Here is a 22,047-nt window from a genome sequence, read left to right on the forward strand (position 1 = left end):
CGGCAAAACACTTAGGCGTCAAGGCGGGCGACAAAATAAAAATAATCCACAAAAGCCTGCCCTTTGACGATTGGGAATACGAAATAAAAACAATCAGCGATTATATATTGGGCGATGTAATATTTTTCCCAAAGGATATTTTGATTGAGGAGTTTAATAAGACCTATAATACATCTTTTGACAATATCTACAATGTAATAATCAGCCAGACTGTTTTGCCCGATATGGAAGAAGCCGATTATACCGATATTTACGACTATCTCTTAAAAACAATAGACCAGGCGCTGGGCGCGCTGATCGCGGCGATATTTATCATTGGCGTCTCAGCGGTCTTAGTCGCCGTCGTGCTTGTGTATATAATAGTGGATTTGATCTTGGAAGAAAACAAATATAATATAGCTTTATTCAAAATGTTTGGGTATTCGTCAGCCAAAGTCAATTCGCTTATCCTAAACGGCGGGATACTCTTTGCCGCCGCAGGCTTGATCTTGTCGTATCCTTTGGATTTATGGTTTATAGGGTATATACTCAACCGCTTTACGCAAGGAATGAGCGTAATGGTTAACCCCGTTATTTCATGGTGGACCGCGCTAATCGCTTTTTTGGTCGCCGCGACAGTTTACGGCTTGTCAAGGGCGCTCGCCGCCCGCAGAATCGCCAAAGTTCCTATTGGCGAGGCGCTAAAGAACAACGAGCAATAAATAATTTTATTGATAAATAGTTTTTATGATTGGGGCGTATTATAATCGCATGCGTCTTATTTTTTTCCTAATTTGTTATATTTCTTAGCAATTTATTGTTTTCCGCTAATTTAGATTATATTATTATATTTTCAAAATCTGACAAAATCAAAAGGATTATGCGGGCATATTTTTATATGCTGTAATTTGTGTTTGCCATTTTTTTAGGGAGAAGCGGATGAGAATAACCACAAAAAGTTTTGAAAATATTGACAAAAAGAAAATAAGGCTTTATATATTTTTAAAATATCTTACATATTTTTTGGTCATGCTTACGCTGGCGCGCGCCAATATTGACTCATTAAGGCCTTTTGCGTGGGGGCTGTATGTCGCCTTGGTGTTTTTTGGGCAAAACGCGCTGGTTGTTTCTTTGTTATATTTCGCGGCTTGCGCCATTATAGAGCCTACCATAAATTCCTTGATAAGCGCCGTATGCATAGTATTGGTTATGCTTATCGTCTCTATCATTCACCTAAAGGCAAAAAAGCCGATGACTTTGCCCTTGCTGTTTTTATACGCGTTTTTGGGTCAAGGCGGCTATTTATATGTATGTTTTTCTGTCGGCTATAACGCGCTAAACGCCGTGTTAAACCTGATGTTTGGAATGGTCTTTTTATACGCGTGCGTTACGGTTTGCCATAGCGTTATCGTTCGGGGTCTAAAATACCGCCTTAACAAAAACGATCTGGCCTGTCTTGCTTTTTTTATCGTCGCGCTGTTTAACGGCTTGGCGTCTTTTGATTTTGTAGGGGAAGCCGTAGTAAGGGCTGTTTTTTGCCTGACTATGCTTATAATAGTTTATTCTGTGGGCGCAGCGCCCGCCTGCGGTTACGCGGTTTTTTGCGGACTTGGGGTGACTCTTGCGACCAAAGACATTACTTACGCCGCGTCATTTGTGGCTTGCGCGCTTACCGCAAGCCTGTTTACCGAGATATCCAAAATTATGACCGCAACCGCGCCTGTTTTAACCGATATTGTGTTTGGGCTTTATTTTAATTCTTATTTTAATTACGGCGTAGTTTCCGTATTGGCTTTGGCGGCGGGCGGCGTTTGTTTTGTCTTTTTGCCGAAAGCGGCGCTAACGAGAATAAGGGAATTATTTGTGGGCGCCAATACCGCTTTGGCGGCCAGAAACATAGTCAACAGGGCCAAAGAACAATTATACAAGCGCCTTAAAAACCTAAGCCGTATTTTTTCTGATATGGACAGGATTTTTAGGACTTCGGTAAGGGGCAATATCCCTTTGGACAAAACAATAGATGTCATGGCGGACGAGATTCCGCTTAGGCTTTGCTCGTCTTGTCTAAATTACCCGAGATGTTACGAATATAAAGACGATATTATAATGAGTTTTAAAGATATGCTAGCCCCCGCGCTCAAAAAAGGGCGCGCGACCATAATTGATGTTCCAACCTACCTTACCTCTAGGTGCGATAAAGTCAATGCGCTATTAAATTTGATTAACGATATGATAGAAAATTACAAAAAAGACAATCTTGTTATTGAAAATTTGGATATTTCAAGGGTATTGGTCGCCGAACAATTGGGCGGCATCTCCAAAATGATGCTAAGCGTGGCCGAAGAAACAAGGCAGGGCATTTCGTTTGACTTAAACAACGAGCGCGCGATGCTGGAAGAGCTCACCTATAACGATATTATCTGCCAGGAAGCTATCTTAAGCCAAGAAAAATTAGGGTGCGTAAGCGCCGAGCTTGTTTTGATGAGCGGCAGTTACGACGCGGAAAGCGTAAAAAGGATAGTCTCCAAAGTTTTGAACAAAAAAATGGGGATAATCAGCGAAGAGGCCGCGCCCGACAGCAATTGGAACATAGTAACCCTCAAAACCGCGCCGCCTTACGATGTTATATTCGGCGCGGCCTGCGCGCCCAAAGCGGGCAACGCGATAAGCGGAGACCGCCATAGTTTTGAGAAAATCAGCGACGACAAGTTTTTGATGGCGCTTTGCGACGGCATGGGCGCGGGCCAAAGCGCCGAAAGACTGTCCAATACGGCGCTGGCGCTTATAGAAAATTTTTATAAAGCGGGTTTTGATAATATGACAATACTATCAAGCGTCAATAAGTTTTTGGCTTATACCGACGACGAGAGTTTTTCGGCGCTGGATATTTGCGTAATCAATCTGCGCGAATGCGCCTGCGATTTTATAAAGCTGGGCGCGCCTTACGGGATTTTAAAACACGGGCCTGACAGCGAGATTATAGAAGGCGCCTCGTTGCCTATGGGTATTTTGGAAGAGGCCAAGCCCACGGTGTTTAGAAAATTATTAAAAGCCAACGATATGATAATTTTATCTACCGACGGGGTTACCGACGTGTTTAAGGATTTTGGCTCTTACAAGGCGTTTGTGGACTCAATCAACACTTTGAACCCCCAAGTGATGGCCGATACCATTTTGGACTATTGCGTAAAAGCCGACAAGAGCGCGCCTCACGACGATATGTCGGTTATATGCGCGCGTATTTTCCCGCTGCTTTGATTAAGTATTTAAAAAATAATGATTTGTTGTAAACATAATAATATTTATGCTATAATTTAGTTTGAGGTTTTTTTGATGGAAAACGCCGAAATAAAATTTGCTCTTTCAAAAAAAGAGTTGTTTTGGCTTTATACCCTCGCGTATATCAAGACGGCTATTGTTATACTGGCGGCGGGCGTTGTCCTGGGGTTTATAGGGCTTATGGTCTTTGCGTTGGACCGCCTTACGCCTGTGGTGGATTGGCAAAACTATTACCAAAACTTGTATTTGCTGAGCGTTTTGACGCTGGGCGCGGGCGTTATTTACGGGCTGGGCGTTATGGCTTTTTCGGGCATGCGCGTATTGGCGACCAAAAAAGGCCCGGCGATGTTTGGCCAAAGGATAATTTCCATAGAACAAGAACGCGCCGTCGTTTCATACGCCGACGGCAAAAAGGATATTATCAAGTGGGGGCAATATAAAATCCATTTTGAAAACCAAAAATATATAATACTAAAAAGCGATATTAATACTTTTATACTCAAAAAAGAGGCTTTTTCGCCTCAAGACCTAAATTGGCTTAAGCAAAACCTGAAAGAACAAAATATAAACGAGTATCGCAAAAAAATCCAAGCCAAAAGGAACCGCTAAATGGAAATTAACTTCACGCTGACTAAGGACGATCTTATAGATTACTACAAAAGCGCCAACCGCAACACTTTCATAGTATGGGGCGTTATTGTTTTGGCTTTTTCGGGGCTTATAATAGCGGGCGCAGTTTTAAATAACACTAATCTTTTGGGAATGGGCGTTTTGATAGTCGTCTTCTCCGTTCTTTTTATATTGCTGACGCTTTTTAAAATTATTGCCGTATTTAAAAAAAGCGTCCAAACGCTCAAAAACGACGTTATAACGGTGGAGTTAAACCCGGATTTTATCCAAATCAGAAAAAGCGGCAAAATAAGGTGGGAATATATATTTGAGCTGTTGGAATATAAAAACCTGTTTGTTTTAAAGCTCAACAAGGCCAGCGTGTTTATTTTGCCCAAGAGGGCGCTTGGCGGGCAAGCTCAAAGTTTGTTAAAAGAATATTATCAAGCGGGATTAAAAAAAAGAAAATCCGCAATAAAAAATAAATAAGGCAGGATAAAGATATGGGGCTTATTAAGGCTATATTGGGCTCGGATAATAAAAGAGCGTTAAAAAAACTTGAAGTCATCGCCGCCAAGATAGAAAACTTGGCGGACAAATATAAAGCCATGAGCGACGACGAGTTAAGGGCCGTTACGCCTTGGCTAAAAGACAGGCTGCAAAACAATTACGAGACCTTGGACGATCTTTTGCCCGACGCTTACGCGGCGATGCGCGAAGCCAGCGAAAGGGTTTTGGGGATGCGCCATTTCCATGTGCAGCTTTTGGGCGGCATTGTTCTGCATCAGGGCAGAATCGCCGAGATGAAAACGGGCGAGGGCAAAACTTTGGTCGCGGTCTTGCCTGCCTACCTTAACGCCTTAACCGGTAAGGGCGTGCATATAGTTACGGTCAACGACTATCTTGCCAAAACGCACGCCGAATGGATGGGCAAAGTTTTTAGGTATATGGGCATAAGCGTGGGCGTGTCCATACCGGGCATGAACAACGACCAAAAGCGCCAAGCTTACAGCGCCGATGTGACATATTGCACCAATAACGAGCTTGGGTTTGATTACCTAAGAGATAATATGGTTATTAACGCCCGCGACAGGGTGCTGAGGGATTTGCATTTTGCCATTGTGGACGAAGTTGACTCAATTTTAATAGACGAAGCGCGCACGCCTTTGATTATAAGCGGCCGCAGCGAAAAGTCTTCGGATATGTATATTAAAGTCAACAAGTTCGCCAAATATCTAAAGCCCGAAGATATTGACTTGGACGAGGAAAAAAAGACCGTCCACCTTACCGACGCGGGCGTCGCAAAAGCCGAGAGATATTTTGCGGTGGAAAACTTGGGCGACCCTGAAAACGACGAATTGTATCATTATATAAACAACGCTTTGCGCGCGCATTTTATAATGAAACGCGACAACGATTATATCGTCAAAGACGGCGAAGTCATAATCGTGGACGAGTTTACCGGCCGTCTTATGATAGGAAGGCGCTATAGCGACGGATTGCACCAGGCGATAGAAGCCAAGGAAAATGTGCGCATCCAAGACGAAAACAAGACGATGGCGACCATTACCTTCCAAAACTTTTTCCGTCTTTATCAAAAGCTCTCGGGCATGACGGGCACGGCCAAGACCGAGGAAAGCGAGTTTAACGCTATATATAACTTGGATGTCGTTGTTATCCCTACCAACAAGCCGATGATTAGGGTGGACGAGGAAGACCAAGTCTATACAACCCACGCGGGCAAGCTAAGGGCTATTGTGGCCGACATCAAAGAATGTTACCAACGCGGCCAGCCCGTGCTGGTAGGCACGGTTACCGTTGAAAAAAGCGAAGAGTTGTCGCGGCATCTAGCGCGCGAGCGCATACCCCATAATGTGCTTAACGCCAAAAACCACGCGTTAGAAGCCGAAATTATAGCCCAAGCGGGCAGAAAGGGCGCCGTTACCATTTCAACCAATATGGCGGGACGCGGAACGGATATTCTTTTGGGCGGCAACCCCGAGTTTATGGCGAAACGGCGCATGAGGGAGTTAGGATACAAAGACGAAATTATAGAAGCCGCCACTTCTTACGCGCCTACGGACGACCCCGAGGTCTTGGCGGCAAAAGCCGAATTCAAAAAACATTACGACGCGTTTTACGCCCAGACCCAAAAAGAAAAAGAAGAGGTAATCGCTCTGGGAGGCTTAAGGGTCATAGGCACCGAGCGCCATGAATCGCGAAGGATAGACAACCAGCTTCGCGGCAGGGCGGGCAGGCAGGGCGATATCGGCTCTTCTATCTTTTATTTGAGCATGGAAGACGACCTTATCAGGTTGTTTGGCGGGGACAGGATGAAGCGCATAGCCGAGATGTTTAGGCTTGACGACGATATGCCCTTGGCTATGAAGATGCTTACCAAGCGCATAGAAGGCGCCCAAAAGACCGTTGAGGGCAGAAACTTCTCGATAAGGCGTTATGTCTTGGAATATGACAATGTAATGAACACCCAAAGAACGATTATATATTCCCAGCGCAATAAGGTTCTGATGGGCGAAAGCGTGCACGACGAGATAATGGAAATGATGCGGCACCAAGCCCAAGTCATAACCGAGTTCCACGCCGATCGCACTGTGGATTGGCAAGAGTGGGATATTGAAAGCTTTAACAGGGACATAGAGCGCTATCTTTTGCCGCATGAAAAAGAGTTTTTGACCGAAGAAAGACTGTCCAAATGGGATGTTGACGATATCATTGAAAACTTAATAAACGAGATGACCGATTATTACTACAAGAAAAGAGAACTGGCCAAAGAAATGGGCATAAATTTTGACGAGGTTGAGCGCGTGGTGCTGCTAAGGGTGGTGGATTCGCAGTGGATGGAACACATAGACGCAATGGATGTGCTGCGCCGCGGCATAACCTTGAGAGCCTACGGTCAGCAAGACCCCGTAATCGCCTATAAAAAAGAAGGCTTTGAGATGTTTGACGAGATGATAGACCGCATCAAAGAACATACCGTGCAGTTTCTTATGAGGGTCAACATTGAAAGAGCGCCCGTAAGGCGCGAACAGCAACGGATGGAATTAAAAGCCGCGCGCGGCGGCGGGCTTGTCTTGCAAAAAGCCATCGGCGCGCCCCAAAAAGCCCAGCCCGCGGTGTCCCAATAAGAAGTGGGCAGGAACGAGCCTTGCCCTTGCGGAAGCGGCAAAAAATATAAAAATTGCTGCGGAAGCGTCGTATAAAACCATAAACAGGAGAGACATTTAATAATGATAAAGTTAGAAACCGTCAAATACGAACTAGCGCAATGCCGAACGACCTTAAAGGCGATAGGAGACTCTCTTTGACTTGGCCAAGATCGAGAAAGAGATAGACCAGCTGCTAAAACGGCAAAGCCAAGAGGATTTTTATAAAAACCTGCAAGAAATCAAAGAAGTCAACCAAAAGCTAAAAATACTTCAAGAAAAAGCCGATGGTTATAAAGATATATCAAACCGCGCGGACGAGATCGCGGAGTTGATAGAGCTTGCCGAGGCCGAGGAAGACGAGGCTTTGGCGGACGAGATCATAAAAGATTTTGAAGATTTAAAAAAGGATATTGAAAAACTTAATCTCCAAACCTTGCTAAAAGGCGAGTATGACGCGCATAACGCGATTATGACGCTTCATGCCGGCGCGGGCGGAACCGAAGCGCAAGACTGGACGGAAATGCTGTATCGGATGTATGCGCGATACGCCGAAAAAAACAACTTTTCCGTAAAAGTCATAGATTATCTGGAAGGCGACGGCGCGGGGATAAAAAGTATCACTTTTATAGTGGAAGGGCCTAACGCTTACGGGTTTTTGAAAGCCGAAAAGGGCGTCCACAGGCTTGTAAGGATTTCGCCGTTTGACGCAAACGCCCGACGCCACACGTCTTTTGCGTCCGTGGAAGTCGCGCCCGAAATCGAACAAGACACCGATATAGAAATTAAGCCCGACGAGCTTAAAATTGACACATACAGAAGCGGCGGCGCGGGCGGACAGCATGTCAACAAGACGGAGTCAGCCGTGCGCATAACGCATATTCCTACGGGCATTGTCGTGCAGTGCCAAAACGAGCGCTCCCAAACCCAAAACAAAGAGACGGCTATGAAAATGCTTATTTCCAAATTGGCGGAATTAAAAGAGCGCGAAAACCAACAAAAGATTGAAAGCCTAAAAGGCGAAATCAAAAAAATTGAATGGGGCAGCCAAATACGCTCGTATATTTTCTGCCCTTACACATTGGTAAAAGACCACCGCACAGGCTATGAAGACCCCAATGTCCAGGCTGTAATGGACGGCGAGATTGACGGGTTTATCAACGATTATTTGAGAAAAACGCAATGATTATTAAAGAACAAAACGATGTTTTGATACTGGGCATAGAAACTTCTTGCGACGAAACTAGCGCCGCCATGGTCAAAAACGGCCGCGAGGTTTTGAGCAATATAATATCAAGCCAAATAGACATCCATAAGCGCTTTGGCGGCGTCGTCCCTGAGATCGCGTCCCGCAACCATACTATGGCTATTGTCAATGTTTTGGACCAAGCCTTGTCCCAAGCCAATATCGCGCCAAACGATATTGACGCCGTGGCGGTGACTTACGGCGCCGGGCTTGTGGGCGCGCTGCTGGTCGGGGTGAGCGCGGCAAAGGCGATTAGTTATTTGCTGAATAAGCCGCTTATCGCAGTCGATCATATAAGGGCGCATATCGCCGCAAATTATCTTGACAATTCCGACCTCGTCCCCCCGTTTTTGTGCGCCGTGGTAAGCGGCGGGCATACAGAGCTTGCGGACATTAAGGATTATACGCGCTATGAGATTTTGGGCGCGACCTTGGACGACGCAGCGGGCGAGGCTTTTGACAAGGTGGCGCGGGCGCTGGGATTGGGCTATCCGGGCGGGCCTGAAATAGACAAAAGGGCAAGACTGGGCAAACGCAATATAGAATTTTTTAAAACGGCAAAAATCATCAGCGACGATTATAACTTCAGTTATAGCGGGCTAAAGACAGCTGTGATAAACTACCTGCACAACGCCCGACAAAGAGGCCAAGAAATAAACATAAACGACATATGCGCTTCCTTTACCTATTACGCTTTGGAACCCATAGTCCAAAAGGCTTTTGACGCCGCGCGCAACCTTGGATATGAGAATATAGCTTTGGCGGGCGGCGTGGCCGCCAATAGTTACCTTAGGCGGCGCTTTAAAGAAATGGGCAATAAATACGATATAAATGTCTATGTCCCAAGCCCCAAGCTGTGCACGGACAACGCGGCTATGGTGGCCTCAATGGGATATTATAATTATATTAATAAAGTCAATATCGCGGATATGACCCTTAACGCCGCGCCTTCGTTATGAAAAAAATTATTAATTGGTTGACAAAAACCTTTTTCCCGCCTGATTACAAATGTATTATTAGCGACAGGGAGATTTTTAACAATCCTAAGAATTCTATCTGCAGCGAGTGTAAATTAGAGTTTAACGACCAAAACTTTTGCCAAAAATGCGGAACAGTATTAGAAAGCATGTCAGTTTTTTGCCAGGACTGCAAAAATTACAAGCCGCATTATTTGTTCGCGCGAAGCGTTCTAATATACGAGGGCAACGCCCAAAAGCTGATACAAGGCTTTAAATACGGCAACAAAAAATACCTATGCGAGCCGCTGGGGCGGATGATGTCCGATTATTTTGCCGGCTTGGATTGGGATGTGGACTTGGTCGCGCCCGCGCCTATGTCGCAAGAGAGGCTTAAAGAGCGGGGGTATAATCAGTCCAAACTATTGGCCCAAATCATCTGCCAAAACCATAACCTAAAAATGCAAGACGGCCTTTTGCATAAAATCAAGCATACGCCCTATCAAGCCCGGTTGTCCCGACAAGAGAGGCTCGTACAGGTAAAGAATAATTTTTGGGTAAATAATAACGCCGATATAAAAGGCAAAAGCGTCTTGATTGTGGACGATGTTATGACCACGGGCGCGACGATGGACGAGTTGGCCCGCATACTGTTAAAACAAAAGGCGCGGCAAGTCTATGTCTTGGTCTTGGCCCAGCCGCGCAAAAAAATAAAAGGACTTTATTAAAGTCCTCTTGAGGTTGCTTGACCTTGAAAGATTTGTTTTACAGCTTCTAAGGTGTCTTGGAAATATTCTTTTGTGTGCGGTTTTACCTTTTTTCCTAAAATTTGGCAATATTGCTCGTCATGGTTATATTGCTGCAAGACAAATTTTTTTGCGCCTTTTAACTCTTGGGCTATTTGGATTATGTCTTGCTTGGTCAATGTGGGCGCGAAAGTCGTTCTAAATTCATAGTCTACGCCGCTGTTTAGGATAATCTCAACCGATTTTTTTATCTCGTTAATGTCAACGGGAACGCCTGCCGTTTGGGCATATTTTTCAAGCGGGGCTTTGTAGTCCATAGCGATGTAATCTACCAAACCTTGGTCTATGAGGCTTTGCAAAACTTTCGGGCGGCTGCCGTTGGTGTCGATTTTGACCGGATAGCCCAGCGCCTTTACTTTTTTGATAAATTCGGGCAATTCTTTGTTAAGCGTGGGCTCGCCGCCGCTTATGACCACGCCTTGAAGCTGGCCTTTCCGTTTTTCCAAAAAAGCCAAGACCTCGCCCTCGTCAATATCGCCCGTTGATTTTATATAAGGCCTGTTATGGCAATACCAGCAATCAAAGTTACAGCCGCCTAAGAAAACCGCACACGATATGTGTGCGGGATAATCTATGAAGGAATTTTTTATATAGCCTGCTATCTTCATCTTTTTATATTCCCGAAGCGGCCGATAAGCTTTCAAACTGCTTCTTGACTTTTTCCATATCGTTGGGCATTACATATTTTATTCTTTGCCTGTATTCCTCTTTTTTGCCCCTGTTGTAGTTTTGGACAGGGCGCAAATAACCCACTACTCTGGACCAAACCTCGGCTTCTTGGTTGCAATGCGGGCAGGTGAAATGCTCGCCCGCTATATAGCCGTGCTCCTGGCATACCGAGAAGGTCGGGGTGAGCGAAATATACGGCATTTTGGAGTTGTTAAATACGGTCTTAATTAAATTTTTGCAAGCTTCAATATCGTCAATTTTTTCGCCTAGATAAAAATGCAACACCGTTCCGCCTGTGTATAACGACTGCAATTCGTCTTGGTTTTCCACGGTTTCAAAGATATCGTCGGTGAAGTTTACGGGCGGCTGCGTTGAATTGGTGTAGTAAGGCTCGTTGACGCCGCTTGCGATAATGTCGGGATACCTTTCGGTGTCCAGCTTGGCAAGCCTGTAGCTTGTGCTTTCGGCAGGCGTGGCCTCAAGGTTATACATATGCCCTGTTTCTTTTTGGAACTCAACCATTATTTCCCTTAAGTAATGCATAACCTCCAAAGCGAACGCTTTGCCCTCGGGCGCGGTTATATCCTTGCCCATAAAGTTCAAAAGCGCCTCGTTCATGCCCACGATGCCTATGGTGTTAAAGTGGTTGTGCCAATACTGTCCCGTGCGCGCTTTTACGCCCGCCAAAAAATGCGCCGAATACGGATACAATCCTTTTTCGGTCTGGTCTTCTATAATCTTGCGCTTGATCTCCAGCGATGTCTTGGCGATGTTGCAAAGTCTTCTTAAATGCCCGAAAAACTCTTGCTTGGTCTTGCTTAAATATCCGACTCTTGGCAGGTTCAAAGTAACCACGCCGATAGAGCCCGTCAAGGGGTTGGACCCGAACAAACCGCCGCCTCTTTTTTTGAGCTCGCTCACATCCAGCCTGAGCCTGCAGCACATGGACACGGCGTCCTCGGGGTCTAAGTCGCTGTTTATATAGTTGGCAAAATACGGAATACCGTATTTGCAAGTTATCTTCATAAACGCGTTGGTCACTTCGCTGTCCCAATCAAACTCTTTGGTTATGTTAAGGGTGGGTATGGGGAAGGTAAACACTCTGCCTTTGGCGTCGCCTTCCAGCATGACCTCGCAAAACGCCAAGTTGAACATATCCATTTCTTTTTGGAATTCGCCGTATGTGGCGTCTTGGACCGCTCCGCCTATTATCACAGGCTGGTCTTTTAGGGCGTTGGGCACTTTTATATCAAAAGTCAAATTGGAAAACGGGCATTGGAAACCTACGCGGGTAGGAACATTTATGTTAAACACAAACTCTTGCAAGCATTGTTTTACTTGCTCATAGGTCATATTGTCATATCTGATAAACGGCGCAAGATAGGTGTCAAAGCTGCTCCAGGCTTGCGCGCCCGCGGTCTCGCCTTGGGTGGTAAAAGTCGCGTTGACGATTTGGCCCAAAAGCGAACGCATATGCTTGGGCGGCTTGCTTTCTACCTTGCCCGGCACTCCGCCAAACCCGTGCAACAAGATATGCCTTATATCCCAGCCCGCGCAATAGGGCCCGAAAAATCCCAAGTCGTGCAGATGGATTTCGCCGCTCTCGTGCGCGTTGCGCACATCCACGGGATAAATCTCGTAAAGCCAATATTTTTTGGTAAACGATTCCCTTATATAGTTATTGAGCCCGTTGACTGATTTTTGGACATTGGCGTTTTCTTTGATAGCCCAATCGTTTTCGCCCAAATAGTTTCCAAACATGTCAATGGTCGCGCCGATAAGCGCGTTGATTTTTCGCGCGCTATGGCGTTTCTCTCTATAAAGAATAAACGCTTTGGCGGTCTTGGCGTGCCCGTTTTCTATAAGGACTTTTTCCACCATGTCCTGAACATCTTCCACATGCGGACGTCTGCCGCCAAAGTTTTGTTCTAATTTTCTGACAACTTCCTCGCTTAGCCGCTTTGCCAGCTCGCGATCGTCGCCTCCCACTGCGACAGCGGCCTTATAAATGGCGTTGGTAATTTTCTCAATGTCAAAGGATTGAACGGTTCCATCCCTTTTCAATATTTCCTTTATCATATGTTCGCTCCCTTATATTTGATATCATTCATAATATCATATACTATATATAGTGTCAATATGTATTTAAAAATACAATATATAGAAAATATTATAATAAACCGCTTTAGTATAACTTTGGATTATGCAAAGGTAACTTGTATTTTTTATCTTGATGTTTTCTTGAGATTATTGACTTCGGCGTCCAATATATTTCTCAATTCTTTCATTAATTCTTTGGAAGGCGGCGCTACGTCTTCCAATGAATACGAAAGGCCAAGCTCGCGCCATTTTTTTATACCCAGGGTGTGGTAAGGGATGAGCTCGTATCTTTGCGCTTTTACGCAATATTTGGCAAGCGCTTTAATTTGGGAATTTGCGTCATTGACGCCGGGCACTATGACCTGCCGTATCCAAAAATCAACGCCATTTTCGACCAAATATTGATACATCTTTAAAGTAGGCTCAAAATCCGCGCCCGTCAATTTTTTGTACTCAACCGGGTCGGTGTGCTTAATGTCCAAAAGTACAAGGTCGGTCAAGGTAAGCAATCTTTTGACATCGTCGTTGAGCATTCCCGCGGTGTCTATCGCGGTGTGGATGGATTCTTTTTTCAAAAGCTCAAAAAAATCATACAAAAATTTCGCCTGCAGTAAGGGCTCGCCCCCCGAGACCGTGACGCCGCCGTTTTTTATGAAATATGGTTTGAATTTTATGACTTTTACAAACAACTCTCGGGCGGTGTAAACCGCGCCGCAAGAGCGCCGCCAGGTGTCGGGATTGTGGCAATAACGGCATCTTAGGCCGCACCCCTGCATAAAAACCACCGTTCTTATGCCCGGCCCGTCCACCGCGCCCAATGATTCTATGGAATGGACATAACCTATTTTCATATTAGTTTAATTATACCCTATAAACCCAATACGATAAAGCCCCGAAAAGCGCTTGGGCTTTTGGGGGCTTAAAGCCTGTGAAAACCTCTAAACGCTTTATAGCGAGTCAAAAAAAGTTCTTTTTATTACCTCGTCTTGCTGCATCTTGTTTAAAGAGTTAAACCTTACCGCGTAGCCGCTCACCCTTATGGTAAGGTTGGGGTATTTTTCGGGATGTTTTTGCGCGTCCAATAGGCATTCGCGGTCCAAAACATTGACATTTATATGGTGCGAGCCTTGGGAGAAATAACCGTCCAAAATATTGACCAAATTGGTTTGCCTTTCTTTTAGGTCGGCGCCCAATGTTTTTGGGGTAATGCTGAATGTGTTGGATATGCCGTCCAAGCAAGCCTCGTAAGGTATTTTGGCGACGCTGTTTAGTGAGGCAAGCGCGCCGCAGCATTCCCTGCCGTGCATAGGGTTAGCCCCGGGCGCGAAAGGTTCGCCAAACTTTCGGCCGTCGGGCGTGGACCCCGTCTTTTTGCCGTATACGACATTGCTGGTTATGGTCAAAATGGACAGAGTATGCTTGGCGTTGCGGTAGGTCGGACGCTTCTTTAGCGCCTCGTAAAAATACGAAACGATCTCGCGGGCGATGGAGTCCGCCCTCTCGTCGTCGTTGCCGTATTTGGGAAAGTCGCCTTCCACGATATAATCAACCACAATGCCTTGCTCGTTTGGTATGGCTTGGACCTTGGCGTGTTTGATCGCGCTCAAAGAATCCGCCGCGACCGAAAGCCCGGCGATTCCAAACGCCATAAGCCTTTCCACATGGGTGTTGTGCAAGGCCATTTGGATTTTCTCATATGCGTATTTGTCGTGCATATAATGGATGATGTTCATTGTGTCCACATACAGCGCCGCCAGCCAATCCATATACTTTTTAAATCTTTGGTAAACCTCGTTATAATTAAGCCCGCCTGTCAATACGGACATCTGGGGACCTATTTGGACGCCGCTTAATTCGTCTTTGCCGCCGTTGATTGCCATAAGCAACACTTTGGGCAGGTTGCAACGCGCGCCGAAATATTGCATCTGCTCGCCTATTTTCATGGCGCTGACGCAGCAGGCAATGCCGTAATCGTCGCCGTAAATAGGGCGCATTATATCGTCGTTTTCGTATTGTATGGAATTGGTGGCAATGCTGATATAAGCGCAATATTCTTTGAAGTTTTGCGGCAAGCCCTCCGACCATAACACCGTCAAGTTGGGCTCGGGCGAAGGGGTCAAGTTTTCCAGCGTGCGCAAAAACCTATAGGAAGTTTTGGTGACCATATGCCGCCCGTCAAGACACATTCCGCCTATGCTCTCGGTAACCCAAGTCGGATCGCCCGCAAACAGCTCGTTGTATTCGGGCGTCCTTAGTTGGCGCGCCATTCTGAGTTTTAGGACGAACTGGTCTATAAGCTCTTGGGCGAATTCTTCGTTTATGACGCCGTTTTTGATATCCCTTTGGATATAAATATCCAAAAACGTGGATACCCTGCCTAAGCTCTCGGCCGCGCCGTTTTGTTCTTTTATGGCCGCAAGATAGGCGAAATACAGCCATTGCACAGCCTCTTGGGCGTTTGAGGCGGGTTCGGAAATATCGTATCCATACATAGCCGCCATTTGTTTTAGCTGGTCCAAATATTCTATCTGGCGGAAAACCTCTTCCCTTAGGCGAATATTTTCGTCCAGCATTATGGTATTCTCAAGCTCTTGCATATCGGCTTTTTTCTTTTCAATCAAGTAATCCACGCCATATAAAACCACCCTTCTATAATCGCCGATAATCCTGCCCCGCCCATACGCGTCGGGCAAGCCCGTGATAATCCCGCTTCGGCGGGCTTTTCGCATAGTGGAAGTATAAACCCTAAACACGCCGTCGTTGTGGGTGGTGCGGTATTTGAATTGGTCTTCTATCTTTTGGGATAGCTTGTAACCGTAAGATTCGCAAGCCGCCCGCGCCATGCGCATTCCGCCAAAGGGATTGACGCCGCGCTTTAGGGGCTGGTCGGTCTGGAACCCTACGATAAGCTCGTTGTCTCTGTCCAAATATCCAGGCTTATATGAAGTCAGAGAACTTACGGTTTCGGTGTCAATGTCCAGCACCCCGCCCCGTTCTTGTTCCAGTTTATGAAGCTCGTTATATTTTTCCAATAAGCCCAGCGTCCGCTTGGTGGGGCCCGCCAAAAAGCTTTGGTCGCCGTCATAGGGCTCGTAATTTGCGACGATAAAATCGCGCACATTGACATCTTTTTCCCAAAGATGCGTTTTAAACCCATTCCATTCTTTTCTCATAGGTATATATCCTTTAAATTTTTTCATTAATCATTAACATTTTTTAGCCCTAATGGGCGGATAGTTATTATACATCCAAAATCTTAGTATTGGCAAGCATTATACTGTGAAAAAATTACAAAAATGGTTTGATAATTTGTTGTCAAACTGTAGCTTTTTTGCGGTTTCTTTGGAATAATATAATATTTTAGAATATTATGTCTTTGCGCGCCAAAAAGACACGCAAAAACATTAAATCTTATAGTGTTTTGTTAGATTTTTGCTTTGGCAATTTTATTCTTCGGCGGGCAATTCTTCTTTTTTTGGGGGCAGCAACAAAAGCATGGAAACCCTTTGTTTATATTCCGCGTAGTCCGGACGCGTGTTTAGCAATTTCTTTTCTATCATAGGAATGCTGATAAACAAAAACAGCAAAGTAATCAAAACCGCGCCTACAAAAGAATACCAAGGCGTATTTAAGTCGCTGAAGGAAAAAATAAACACGCCCCACCAAAAAACTATTTCGCCCAAATAATTGGGGTGTCTTGAGTATGCCCAAAGGCCTTTGTCCATTACTTTTAGGGCGTTTTCGCTGTCTTTTCTGAAATCTTTCATTTGCTTGTCGGCGAGCAGCTCAATTAATGTCGCTATAATCATAATGAGCATGCCCAAAGAAGTAAAAAAGTTAAAAGACGGGTTGCCGAAAATCGCGTAATATAAGGGAACCGTTCCCAAATACACTAACACGGTTGGCATAAGGTTGATTCCAAAAAGATTGGTAACAAAAAACAGCTTGAGGTTTTTTTCTTTTAGCATAATATAGCGCCAGTCTTGCGTTTTGGTCAAGCCCATAAAGCCCGACGCCCAATTATATGTAAGCCTTACCGCCCAAAAACCAACGCATATAAGCATCAAAACATCCCCAAGCCTCAGAGGTTGTCCTCGCAAAACAAGCCATGCCGATATTATGACAATGGGCTGAACGCTCCAATAAGGGTCGTATATGCTGGAGTTTTTAAAAATAATCCCAAACAGCCACACAACAAGCGTCGCGCACACATCGGCTATAAATGTCAATAAAATATCATTGTTGAAAAACGGTTTCAATAAGACAAAAACCAAAATTCCTAACGCCGCAGCCAAAATATATACAGCCGTCACAACCAAAAAACTTATCGGTCTGTTCATAAATCCTCCGCTCGTATAACAATATAATAAATGCCTTGCATTACCTATATTATTTTTATAAACCGCGCCCTTATCAAATGAAACATTTACAATTATGTATATTTAATATATAATTAATTATAGAATATTTTGAAAAAACCTTAGGCGGATAATATGGCAAAGATACTGATTATAGAAGACGACCCTCAAATCTCGCGGCTGGTTATGCTGGATCTGATACACGAGGGATACGAAGCGGAGTGTTCGGCGGACGGCAGGGAAGGGCTGGAAAAGGCCCAGCTTGGCGATTACGATTTGATTATTTTGGATATTATGCTGCCGTCGCTAAACGGGCTGGAAGTATTAAGAAGGCTAAGAATGACCAAAAACACGCCCGTTATTATGCTGACGGCGCGCGACCAAACCATAGACAAGGTTATGGGCCTTGACATGGGCGCCGACGACTATATGACCAAGCCTTTCGCTATAGAAGAGCTTTTGGCGCGGATAAGAACTATCCTAAAGCGCCATGCAAACCACGGCCAAGAAATAGACTCCCAAGACGAGCGCAGGGTGGGAAAATTGGTCATTAACCTGAACAAGCACTCGGTTACATACGACAACAAGCCCGTGGAGCTTACCCGAAAAGAATACGACCTTTTGCTGTATTTGGTTGAAAACAAAAACAAAGTGCTGACGCGCGACCAAATTTTGGACGAGGTCTGGGGATATAACTTTTACGGCGAAACAAACGTGGTTGACGTGTATATAAGATATTTGAGAAGCAAAATTGATTATAAATTCGGAACGCAGCTTATCCATACTTTAAGAGGCACGGGCTATATACTGAAAGACGAACACAATTAAAGGGCTGACTTTGAACTCTATTGATAAAGATAAAAAACCCAAGTTTTTTGTAAAATTTTTGAACGCTTTGTTGTTTATACCCAAAGCCATAGCTAATTTTTTCAAAAAGATTTACGCTTGGTTTAATTACAACATAACCGCTAAGATGACCCTTATAAACGCGGTTATTTTTACTTTTTTTGGCATCGTATTGATTGTCATAATTGTTTATATCTCAGAAAAATCCGCTTTAGGTCCGCACGAGGCGGACCTAAAGTATTATTATAATTACATCGCAAACGAGCTAAAGACGGGCTTGGACCAAGATAAAATGGACTCAAAAGCCGCCGAGTTTGAGGCGGCCGAAATAAAGATTGTCATATTGGACGGCAATGATAATTTTTTGTGGGGCACGCTTGCCAAGACCAATCCTAGTTTTGACAGCCTCATAAACATTCCAACCGACAAAACCCCTGTCGCCCGGGGCCAAAACATGTATTACGCCGCGCAAGTTATAATAGGCGGCCAAGATTATAAAATATATCTTATGAGAAATATATCTTCGGATTATAGGCTGCTGGTAAAACTAAAGACGGCGGTTTATATCATAATCCCGCTTTCCTTGATTATTCAGCTTATTGTGGGCATACTCTCGGGCGGCGTTTTGCTCTCGCCCATAAGAAAGATAACCAACTTAACCCGAAAAATAACAAGGGAAAACCTTTCTACAACCCGACTGGACGAAGGAAAGGCTAGCGGCGAGTTAAAAGAATTGATTCAGGTTCTCAACGGCATGCTGGACAATCTGCAAAAATCTTTTGAGGCCCAGGATAGGTTCGTGTCCGACGCCTCGCACGAGCTCAAAACGCCCATAGCCGTTTTGCAAGGCTATAGCGACATTTTAAAACGCTGGGGCAAAGAAGACCCGGCGGTGTTGGAAGAGAGCATTAACGCCATATTTAAAGAAACGCAACATATGAAGAATTTGGTTGAGATGCTTTTGTTTTTGGCGCGCGCAGACAACAAAACGGCCAACCTTAAGATCGAAAACTTCTTTTTGAACGATTTGCTGGAAGAGATAATCAAAGAAACCCAGCACACTTGCAAAAACAGAAAAATATCAACGGGCAAGATGATGGCTTTTACCGTGGACGCCGATAGGGAGCTTATAAAACAATTGATAAGAATAATCATAGACAACGCCATAAAATACACCAAAGACGACGGCGAGATTAAGGTTAGCTGCTATTCGGACGAGGAATACGCCTATATAGTGGTCCAAGACGACGGCATCGGCATTTCAAAAGAGGATCTTAGCCATGTCTTTGAAAGGTTTTACCGCGCGGACAAAGCGCGCTCAAGAAGCTCTGGCACGGGACTTGGGCTTAGCATAGCCAAAAAAATAGCCGACGCGCACAACGCCGAAATACTTATAAGCAGCGAGCCCGGGCAAGGGACTATAGTTAACTTGAAAATGAGCCTAAATAACGAACAAGAATAAAATTTGGACTTATAATGATTTACTTGTAAAATTTTGGAAAAATGCTATAATTGTATGCGGAGAGATTTTTATGGCTTATTGCCCAAATTGCGGAAGAGAGGGAAATAACTTTTGTTCTTTCTGCGGGAGCGCCCTTATATTTGAAAGTCAGGATATCCCGATAAGACAAGATATCGCCCAAAAGCCCAATGTTTTTCTTGCTATTTTGTGTCTGCTTTGCTTTATCGCGGGCATAATAATCTTTATCGCGCATATCCGCAAGCCCGTATCCGCGGTTTATTTAAAATACTCGGGTATATCTGCGTTAATATATATAGCGTTAATAATCGGGCTGGCGTTTATACCTTTTTAAAAAAAGGAGTAAATAATTATGATATGTCCTACATGCAACAAGCAAGTTCCCGACGACAGCGTGTTTTGCACCTTTTGCGGCAACCAATTGCTGCCTAAGCCGCAAGGGCAAACTTATAATACCGGTTCGTCTTATTCTTATCAGCAGCCTTCTTATCATCAGTCTATGCGGCCTCAAATAGACGATGCCGGCTGTTTGGCATTATTTCTTAGTTTTGTTTCACCGCTAATCGGTTTGGCTCTTTATGTTATATGGAGAGATTACAGGCCAAACAGCGCAAAAACATGTCTTGTTGTGGCGCTAGTGTCTCTCGCGATAGGCGTTGTGGCGGGAATAATCATGGCGATCGTCAGCATTGCGACAATACCTTTTGAAGAATTTGAAGACTTTCAAAATATACAAAAGATTATTAGCTCTTTAATAACATAAAAGACTTTTAATTTTTTAAAATCCATAACGGCTTCTTTTAAAGAGGCCGTTTTTTTTATTTATGCGTCAAAGGCGTATATTTTTAGCGTCAAATAATAATTACTATATATACAAGGAGTGTGACAAATGAAAGCAACCGGTATAGTAAGAAGAATTGATGAGTTAGGCAGAGTTGTAATACCTATGGAAATAAGGCGCACCATGAAAATCAGGGAGGGCGACCCTTTGGAGATATTTACGGACAGCAACGGCGAATTGATTCTGCGCAAATATTCGCCTATGGAGAGCATAGAAGGCTATGCCGTCTTTTTGGCGGATTCTATCGCCGAAACCGTGGAAACCGGCGTCATTATATGCGATAAAGACGTCATTGTGGCGGTTTCCAATCTGCCCAAAAAAGAATATATAGGGCAAAACATTACAGCCGAGCTTGAGCAAGCTATAGAAAACAGAAAAACCATACTTAATGTGTCCAAGGATAAGCTTGTCAAGATAAAGTTTGACGACAATGCATACCGTTCCCAAGTAATTGCGCCCATACTTGCAGCAGGTGATACTTATGGGGCGGTTGTTTTGGTTTCCAAAGACAGGGTGCTGGCCGAGCCTGAACTAAAAGTCGCGACTTCTGCCGCAAACTATTTGGGCAAACAATTAACTTAAAAAAAACTACTAAAAAAATACGGTTTTTTAAAAAACCGTATTTTTTGTTTTTATTGATTTGGCGAATTTATGGCTATATTGCCCTTATTGGAAATACTGACGCTACAGCCCAAAGCTTTTTCAAAAAAAGAAACCGGAAGATATAGTTCGTTGGCGATAATCTTGGGCGGGGTGCTGATTGAGAAATATTCGGCGCCTTTTGAATAATAAAAGAACAAAACATCGCCGTTTTGGTCAAACGAATATCTTATTAAAATAGCGTCCGAATCAAAATAGCTTGTCTTATAAATTTTTGTGTAATTGTCTTTATGGTTGTATTCCACATTAAACCCTAAAACCATCAAAATTGACCCCGCGGGCAGCATCAGTTCGCTGTCTTGATAATACGAATAATGCACATTGGTTTCAATATTTTGGCCGTTGACATAAACGCTAAAGTTATGTTTTATGGACGGCCTTGAAACCGCAAACTTGGCGGACTGTTTTATGGTGGTATCCAAGGTTTTCTCCTTGTGAATGGATTATTTTGTATAATTATATCATTATCAATAGAATTTAGCAAAGAATTTAAGGCGCGTTTTTTGACATCTAAAGATTTGCAAAAAGCCCGCTAAATGATATTATTATGCTATGGATTTTGACGCCAAAAAACTCAAAAAAAGTTTGGGACAGAATTTTATTACCGACGCCAACCTGTTAAAAGCCATTGTCCAAGACGCGCAAGTAACTTCTGAAGACAATGTTTTGGAGATTGGGGCGGGCTCCGGCTCTTTGACCAAAGTCTTGTCCAAATGCGCCAATAAGGTCGTGTCATATGAAATTGATAAAAGCTTGCGGCCCGTTATACAGCGCGCGTTAAAAGACGCCCCCAACGCGCAAGTTATATTTGGGGATTTTTTGGACGCCAAAGAAGAGGATATTTTAAAACTTATCGGAACGAGTTACAAAGTGGTCGCAAATCTCCCTTATTATATAACCACTCCGATTATTTTTAAGCTTTTGGATTTTAACAACCCGCCAGCCAGCATTACCGTCATGGCGCAATTGGAAGTGGGACAAAGGATTACGGCAAAACCCGCTTCCAAAGACTACGGCGCTTTGACCGTGGGGATTGACAGCAAGTATCAAG

Annotated in this window: 21 protein-coding genes; 15 read left to right on the top strand and 6 right to left on the bottom strand. The window is 44.3% G+C overall.

The genetic code is table 11. From position 1 onward, the window contains the following. The 9 genes from GX756_03555 to GX756_03595 all read left to right on the top strand — a co-directional run. A partial coding sequence (locus GX756_03555; GenBank protein NLC16934.1) for an ABC transporter permease occupies positions 1-701 on the top strand: 701 nt, incomplete at its 5' end. A 217-nt stretch (positions 702-918) separates the two neighbouring features. Beyond that, positions 919-3,237: a SpoIIE family protein phosphatase gene (locus GX756_03560; protein NLC16935.1), complete on the top strand. Its 2,319-nt coding sequence runs from the start codon at positions 919-921 to the stop codon at positions 3,235-3,237. 75 nt (positions 3,238-3,312) lie between these two features. After that, on the top strand, positions 3,313-3,867 hold the full coding sequence (locus tag GX756_03565) for a hypothetical protein (protein ID NLC16936.1): 555 nt from the start codon (positions 3,313-3,315) through the stop codon (positions 3,865-3,867). Next, the gene (locus GX756_03570) at positions 3,868-4,356 is read left to right on the top strand and encodes a YcxB family protein (GenBank protein NLC16937.1); all 489 of its coding nucleotides are present in this window, start codon (positions 3,868-3,870) and stop codon (positions 4,354-4,356) included. Between the two features lie 14 nt (positions 4,357-4,370). Beyond that, positions 4,371-7,016, top strand: a complete 2,646-nt coding sequence (gene secA / locus GX756_03575; protein ID NLC16938.1) for a preprotein translocase subunit SecA — start codon at positions 4,371-4,373, stop codon at positions 7,014-7,016. Between the two features lie 3 nt (positions 7,017-7,019). After that, positions 7,020-7,091, top strand: a complete 72-nt coding sequence (locus GX756_03580; protein NLC16939.1) for a hypothetical protein — start codon at positions 7,020-7,022, stop codon at positions 7,089-7,091. A gap of 27 nt (positions 7,092-7,118) precedes the next feature. Next, a protein-coding gene (locus GX756_03585; protein NLC16940.1) for a peptide chain release factor 2 occupies positions 7,119-8,220 on the top strand; the annotation gives its coding sequence in 2 pieces (ribosomal slippage) (positions 7,119-7,193 and positions 7,195-8,220; 1,101 coding nt in all). Further along, entirely contained in the window at positions 8,217-9,239 is a 1,023-nt protein-coding gene (tsaD, locus tag GX756_03590) for a tRNA (adenosine(37)-N6)-threonylcarbamoyltransferase complex transferase subunit TsaD (protein NLC16941.1), read from the top strand. The genes GX756_03585 and tsaD overlap by 4 nt, the downstream gene beginning before the upstream one ends. Next, entirely contained in the window at positions 9,236-9,964 is a 729-nt protein-coding gene (locus GX756_03595) for a ComF family protein (GenBank protein ID NLC16942.1), read from the top strand. The genes tsaD and GX756_03595 overlap by 4 nt, the downstream gene beginning before the upstream one ends. Here the strand turns inward: GX756_03595 and GX756_03600 are convergent. The 5 genes from GX756_03600 to GX756_03620 all read right to left on the bottom strand — a co-directional run bounded on the left by GX756_03600 (position 9,961) and on the right by GX756_03620 (position 17,151). Continuing rightward, on the bottom strand, positions 9,961-10,650 hold the full coding sequence (locus tag GX756_03600) for an anaerobic ribonucleoside-triphosphate reductase activating protein (GenBank protein ID NLC16943.1): 690 nt from the start codon (positions 10,648-10,650) through the stop codon (positions 9,961-9,963). The genes GX756_03595 and GX756_03600 overlap by 4 nt on opposite strands. Positions 10,651-10,654: 4 nt before the next feature. Beyond that, positions 10,655-12,790 carry a ribonucleoside triphosphate reductase gene (locus GX756_03605; protein ID NLC16944.1) on the bottom strand — a complete coding sequence of 712 codons (2,136 nt, stop codon included), beginning with the start codon at positions 12,788-12,790 and terminating at the stop codon, positions 10,655-10,657. A gap of 146 nt (positions 12,791-12,936) precedes the next feature. Next, entirely contained in the window at positions 12,937-13,662 is a 726-nt protein-coding gene (gene pflA / locus GX756_03610; protein ID NLC16945.1) for a pyruvate formate lyase-activating protein, read from the bottom strand. A gap of 96 nt (positions 13,663-13,758) precedes the next feature. Continuing rightward, positions 13,759-15,984: a formate C-acetyltransferase gene (pflB, locus tag GX756_03615; protein ID NLC16946.1), complete on the bottom strand. Its 2,226-nt coding sequence runs from the start codon at positions 15,982-15,984 to the stop codon at positions 13,759-13,761. Positions 15,985-16,257: 273 nt separating this feature from the next. Continuing rightward, a complete protein-coding gene (locus tag GX756_03620; GenBank protein NLC16947.1) occupies positions 16,258-17,151 on the bottom strand; it encodes a DUF1295 domain-containing protein in 894 nt (297 codons plus the stop codon). A 153-nt stretch (positions 17,152-17,304) separates the two neighbouring features. Here GX756_03620 and GX756_03625 point away from each other — a divergent pair, with 153 nt between their 5' ends. From GX756_03625 to GX756_03645, 5 genes are all read left to right on the top strand, one after another. Next, positions 17,305-17,997, top strand: a complete 693-nt coding sequence (locus GX756_03625; GenBank protein NLC16948.1) for a response regulator transcription factor — start codon at positions 17,305-17,307, stop codon at positions 17,995-17,997. A 10-nt stretch (positions 17,998-18,007) separates the two neighbouring features. After that, complete coding sequence (locus tag GX756_03630) at positions 18,008-19,477, top strand: HAMP domain-containing histidine kinase (GenBank protein ID NLC16949.1); 1,470 nt, start codon at positions 18,008-18,010, stop codon at positions 19,475-19,477. Positions 19,478-19,547: 70 nt separating this feature from the next. Beyond that, positions 19,548-19,829, top strand: coding sequence for a hypothetical protein (locus GX756_03635; protein ID NLC16950.1), 282 nt, complete (start codon positions 19,548-19,550; stop codon positions 19,827-19,829). 18 nt (positions 19,830-19,847) lie between these two features. Further along, positions 19,848-20,258, top strand: a complete 411-nt coding sequence (locus GX756_03640) for a zinc-ribbon domain-containing protein (GenBank protein NLC16951.1) — start codon at positions 19,848-19,850, stop codon at positions 20,256-20,258. A 126-nt stretch (positions 20,259-20,384) separates the two neighbouring features. After that, positions 20,385-20,918, top strand: coding sequence for an AbrB/MazE/SpoVT family DNA-binding domain-containing protein (locus tag GX756_03645; GenBank protein NLC16952.1), 534 nt, complete (start codon positions 20,385-20,387; stop codon positions 20,916-20,918). Positions 20,919-20,968: 50 nt separating this feature from the next. Here GX756_03645 and GX756_03650 read toward each other — a convergent pair whose 3' ends face one another. Then, positions 20,969-21,418, bottom strand: coding sequence for a hypothetical protein (locus GX756_03650; protein ID NLC16953.1), 450 nt, complete (start codon positions 21,416-21,418; stop codon positions 20,969-20,971). Between the two features lie 130 nt (positions 21,419-21,548). Between GX756_03650 and GX756_03655 the strand changes: the two genes are divergently transcribed. Further along, on the top strand, positions 21,549-22,047 hold a 499-nt coding region (locus GX756_03655), incomplete at its 3' end, for a 16S rRNA (adenine(1518)-N(6)/adenine(1519)-N(6))-dimethyltransferase (protein NLC16954.1).

The organism is Clostridiales bacterium (genome assembly GCA_012512255.1).
GTDB lineage: Bacteria > Bacillota > Clostridia > Christensenellales > DUVY01 > DUVY01.

Coding starts and splice junctions, on each gene's coding strand:
- GX756_03560 (NLC16935.1), top strand. CDS start 919: ATGAGAATAACCACAAAAAGTTTTGAAAATATTGACAAAAAGAAAATA.
- GX756_03565 (NLC16936.1), top strand. CDS start 3,313: ATGGAAAACGCCGAAATAAAATTTGCTCTTTCAAAAAAAGAGTTGTTT.
- GX756_03570 (NLC16937.1), top strand. CDS start 3,868: ATGGAAATTAACTTCACGCTGACTAAGGACGATCTTATAGATTACTAC.
- secA (NLC16938.1), top strand. CDS start 4,371: ATGGGGCTTATTAAGGCTATATTGGGCTCGGATAATAAAAGAGCGTTA.
- tsaD (NLC16941.1), top strand. CDS start 8,217: ATGATTATTAAAGAACAAAACGATGTTTTGATACTGGGCATAGAAACT.
- GX756_03595 (NLC16942.1), top strand. CDS start 9,236: ATGAAAAAAATTATTAATTGGTTGACAAAAACCTTTTTCCCGCCTGAT.
- GX756_03600 (NLC16943.1), bottom strand. CDS start 10,650: ATGAAGATAGCAGGCTATATAAAAAATTCCTTCATAGATTATCCCGCA.
- GX756_03605 (NLC16944.1), bottom strand. CDS start 12,790: ATGATAAAGGAAATATTGAAAAGGGATGGAACCGTTCAATCCTTTGAC.
- pflA (NLC16945.1), bottom strand. CDS start 13,662: ATGAAAATAGGTTATGTCCATTCCATAGAATCATTGGGCGCGGTGGAC.
- pflB (NLC16946.1), bottom strand. CDS start 15,984: ATGAGAAAAGAATGGAATGGGTTTAAAACGCATCTTTGGGAAAAAGAT.
- GX756_03620 (NLC16947.1), bottom strand. CDS start 17,151: ATGAACAGACCGATAAGTTTTTTGGTTGTGACGGCTGTATATATTTTG.
- GX756_03625 (NLC16948.1), top strand. CDS start 17,305: ATGGCAAAGATACTGATTATAGAAGACGACCCTCAAATCTCGCGGCTG.
- GX756_03635 (NLC16950.1), top strand. CDS start 19,548: ATGGCTTATTGCCCAAATTGCGGAAGAGAGGGAAATAACTTTTGTTCT.
- GX756_03640 (NLC16951.1), top strand. CDS start 19,848: ATGATATGTCCTACATGCAACAAGCAAGTTCCCGACGACAGCGTGTTT.
- GX756_03645 (NLC16952.1), top strand. CDS start 20,385: ATGAAAGCAACCGGTATAGTAAGAAGAATTGATGAGTTAGGCAGAGTT.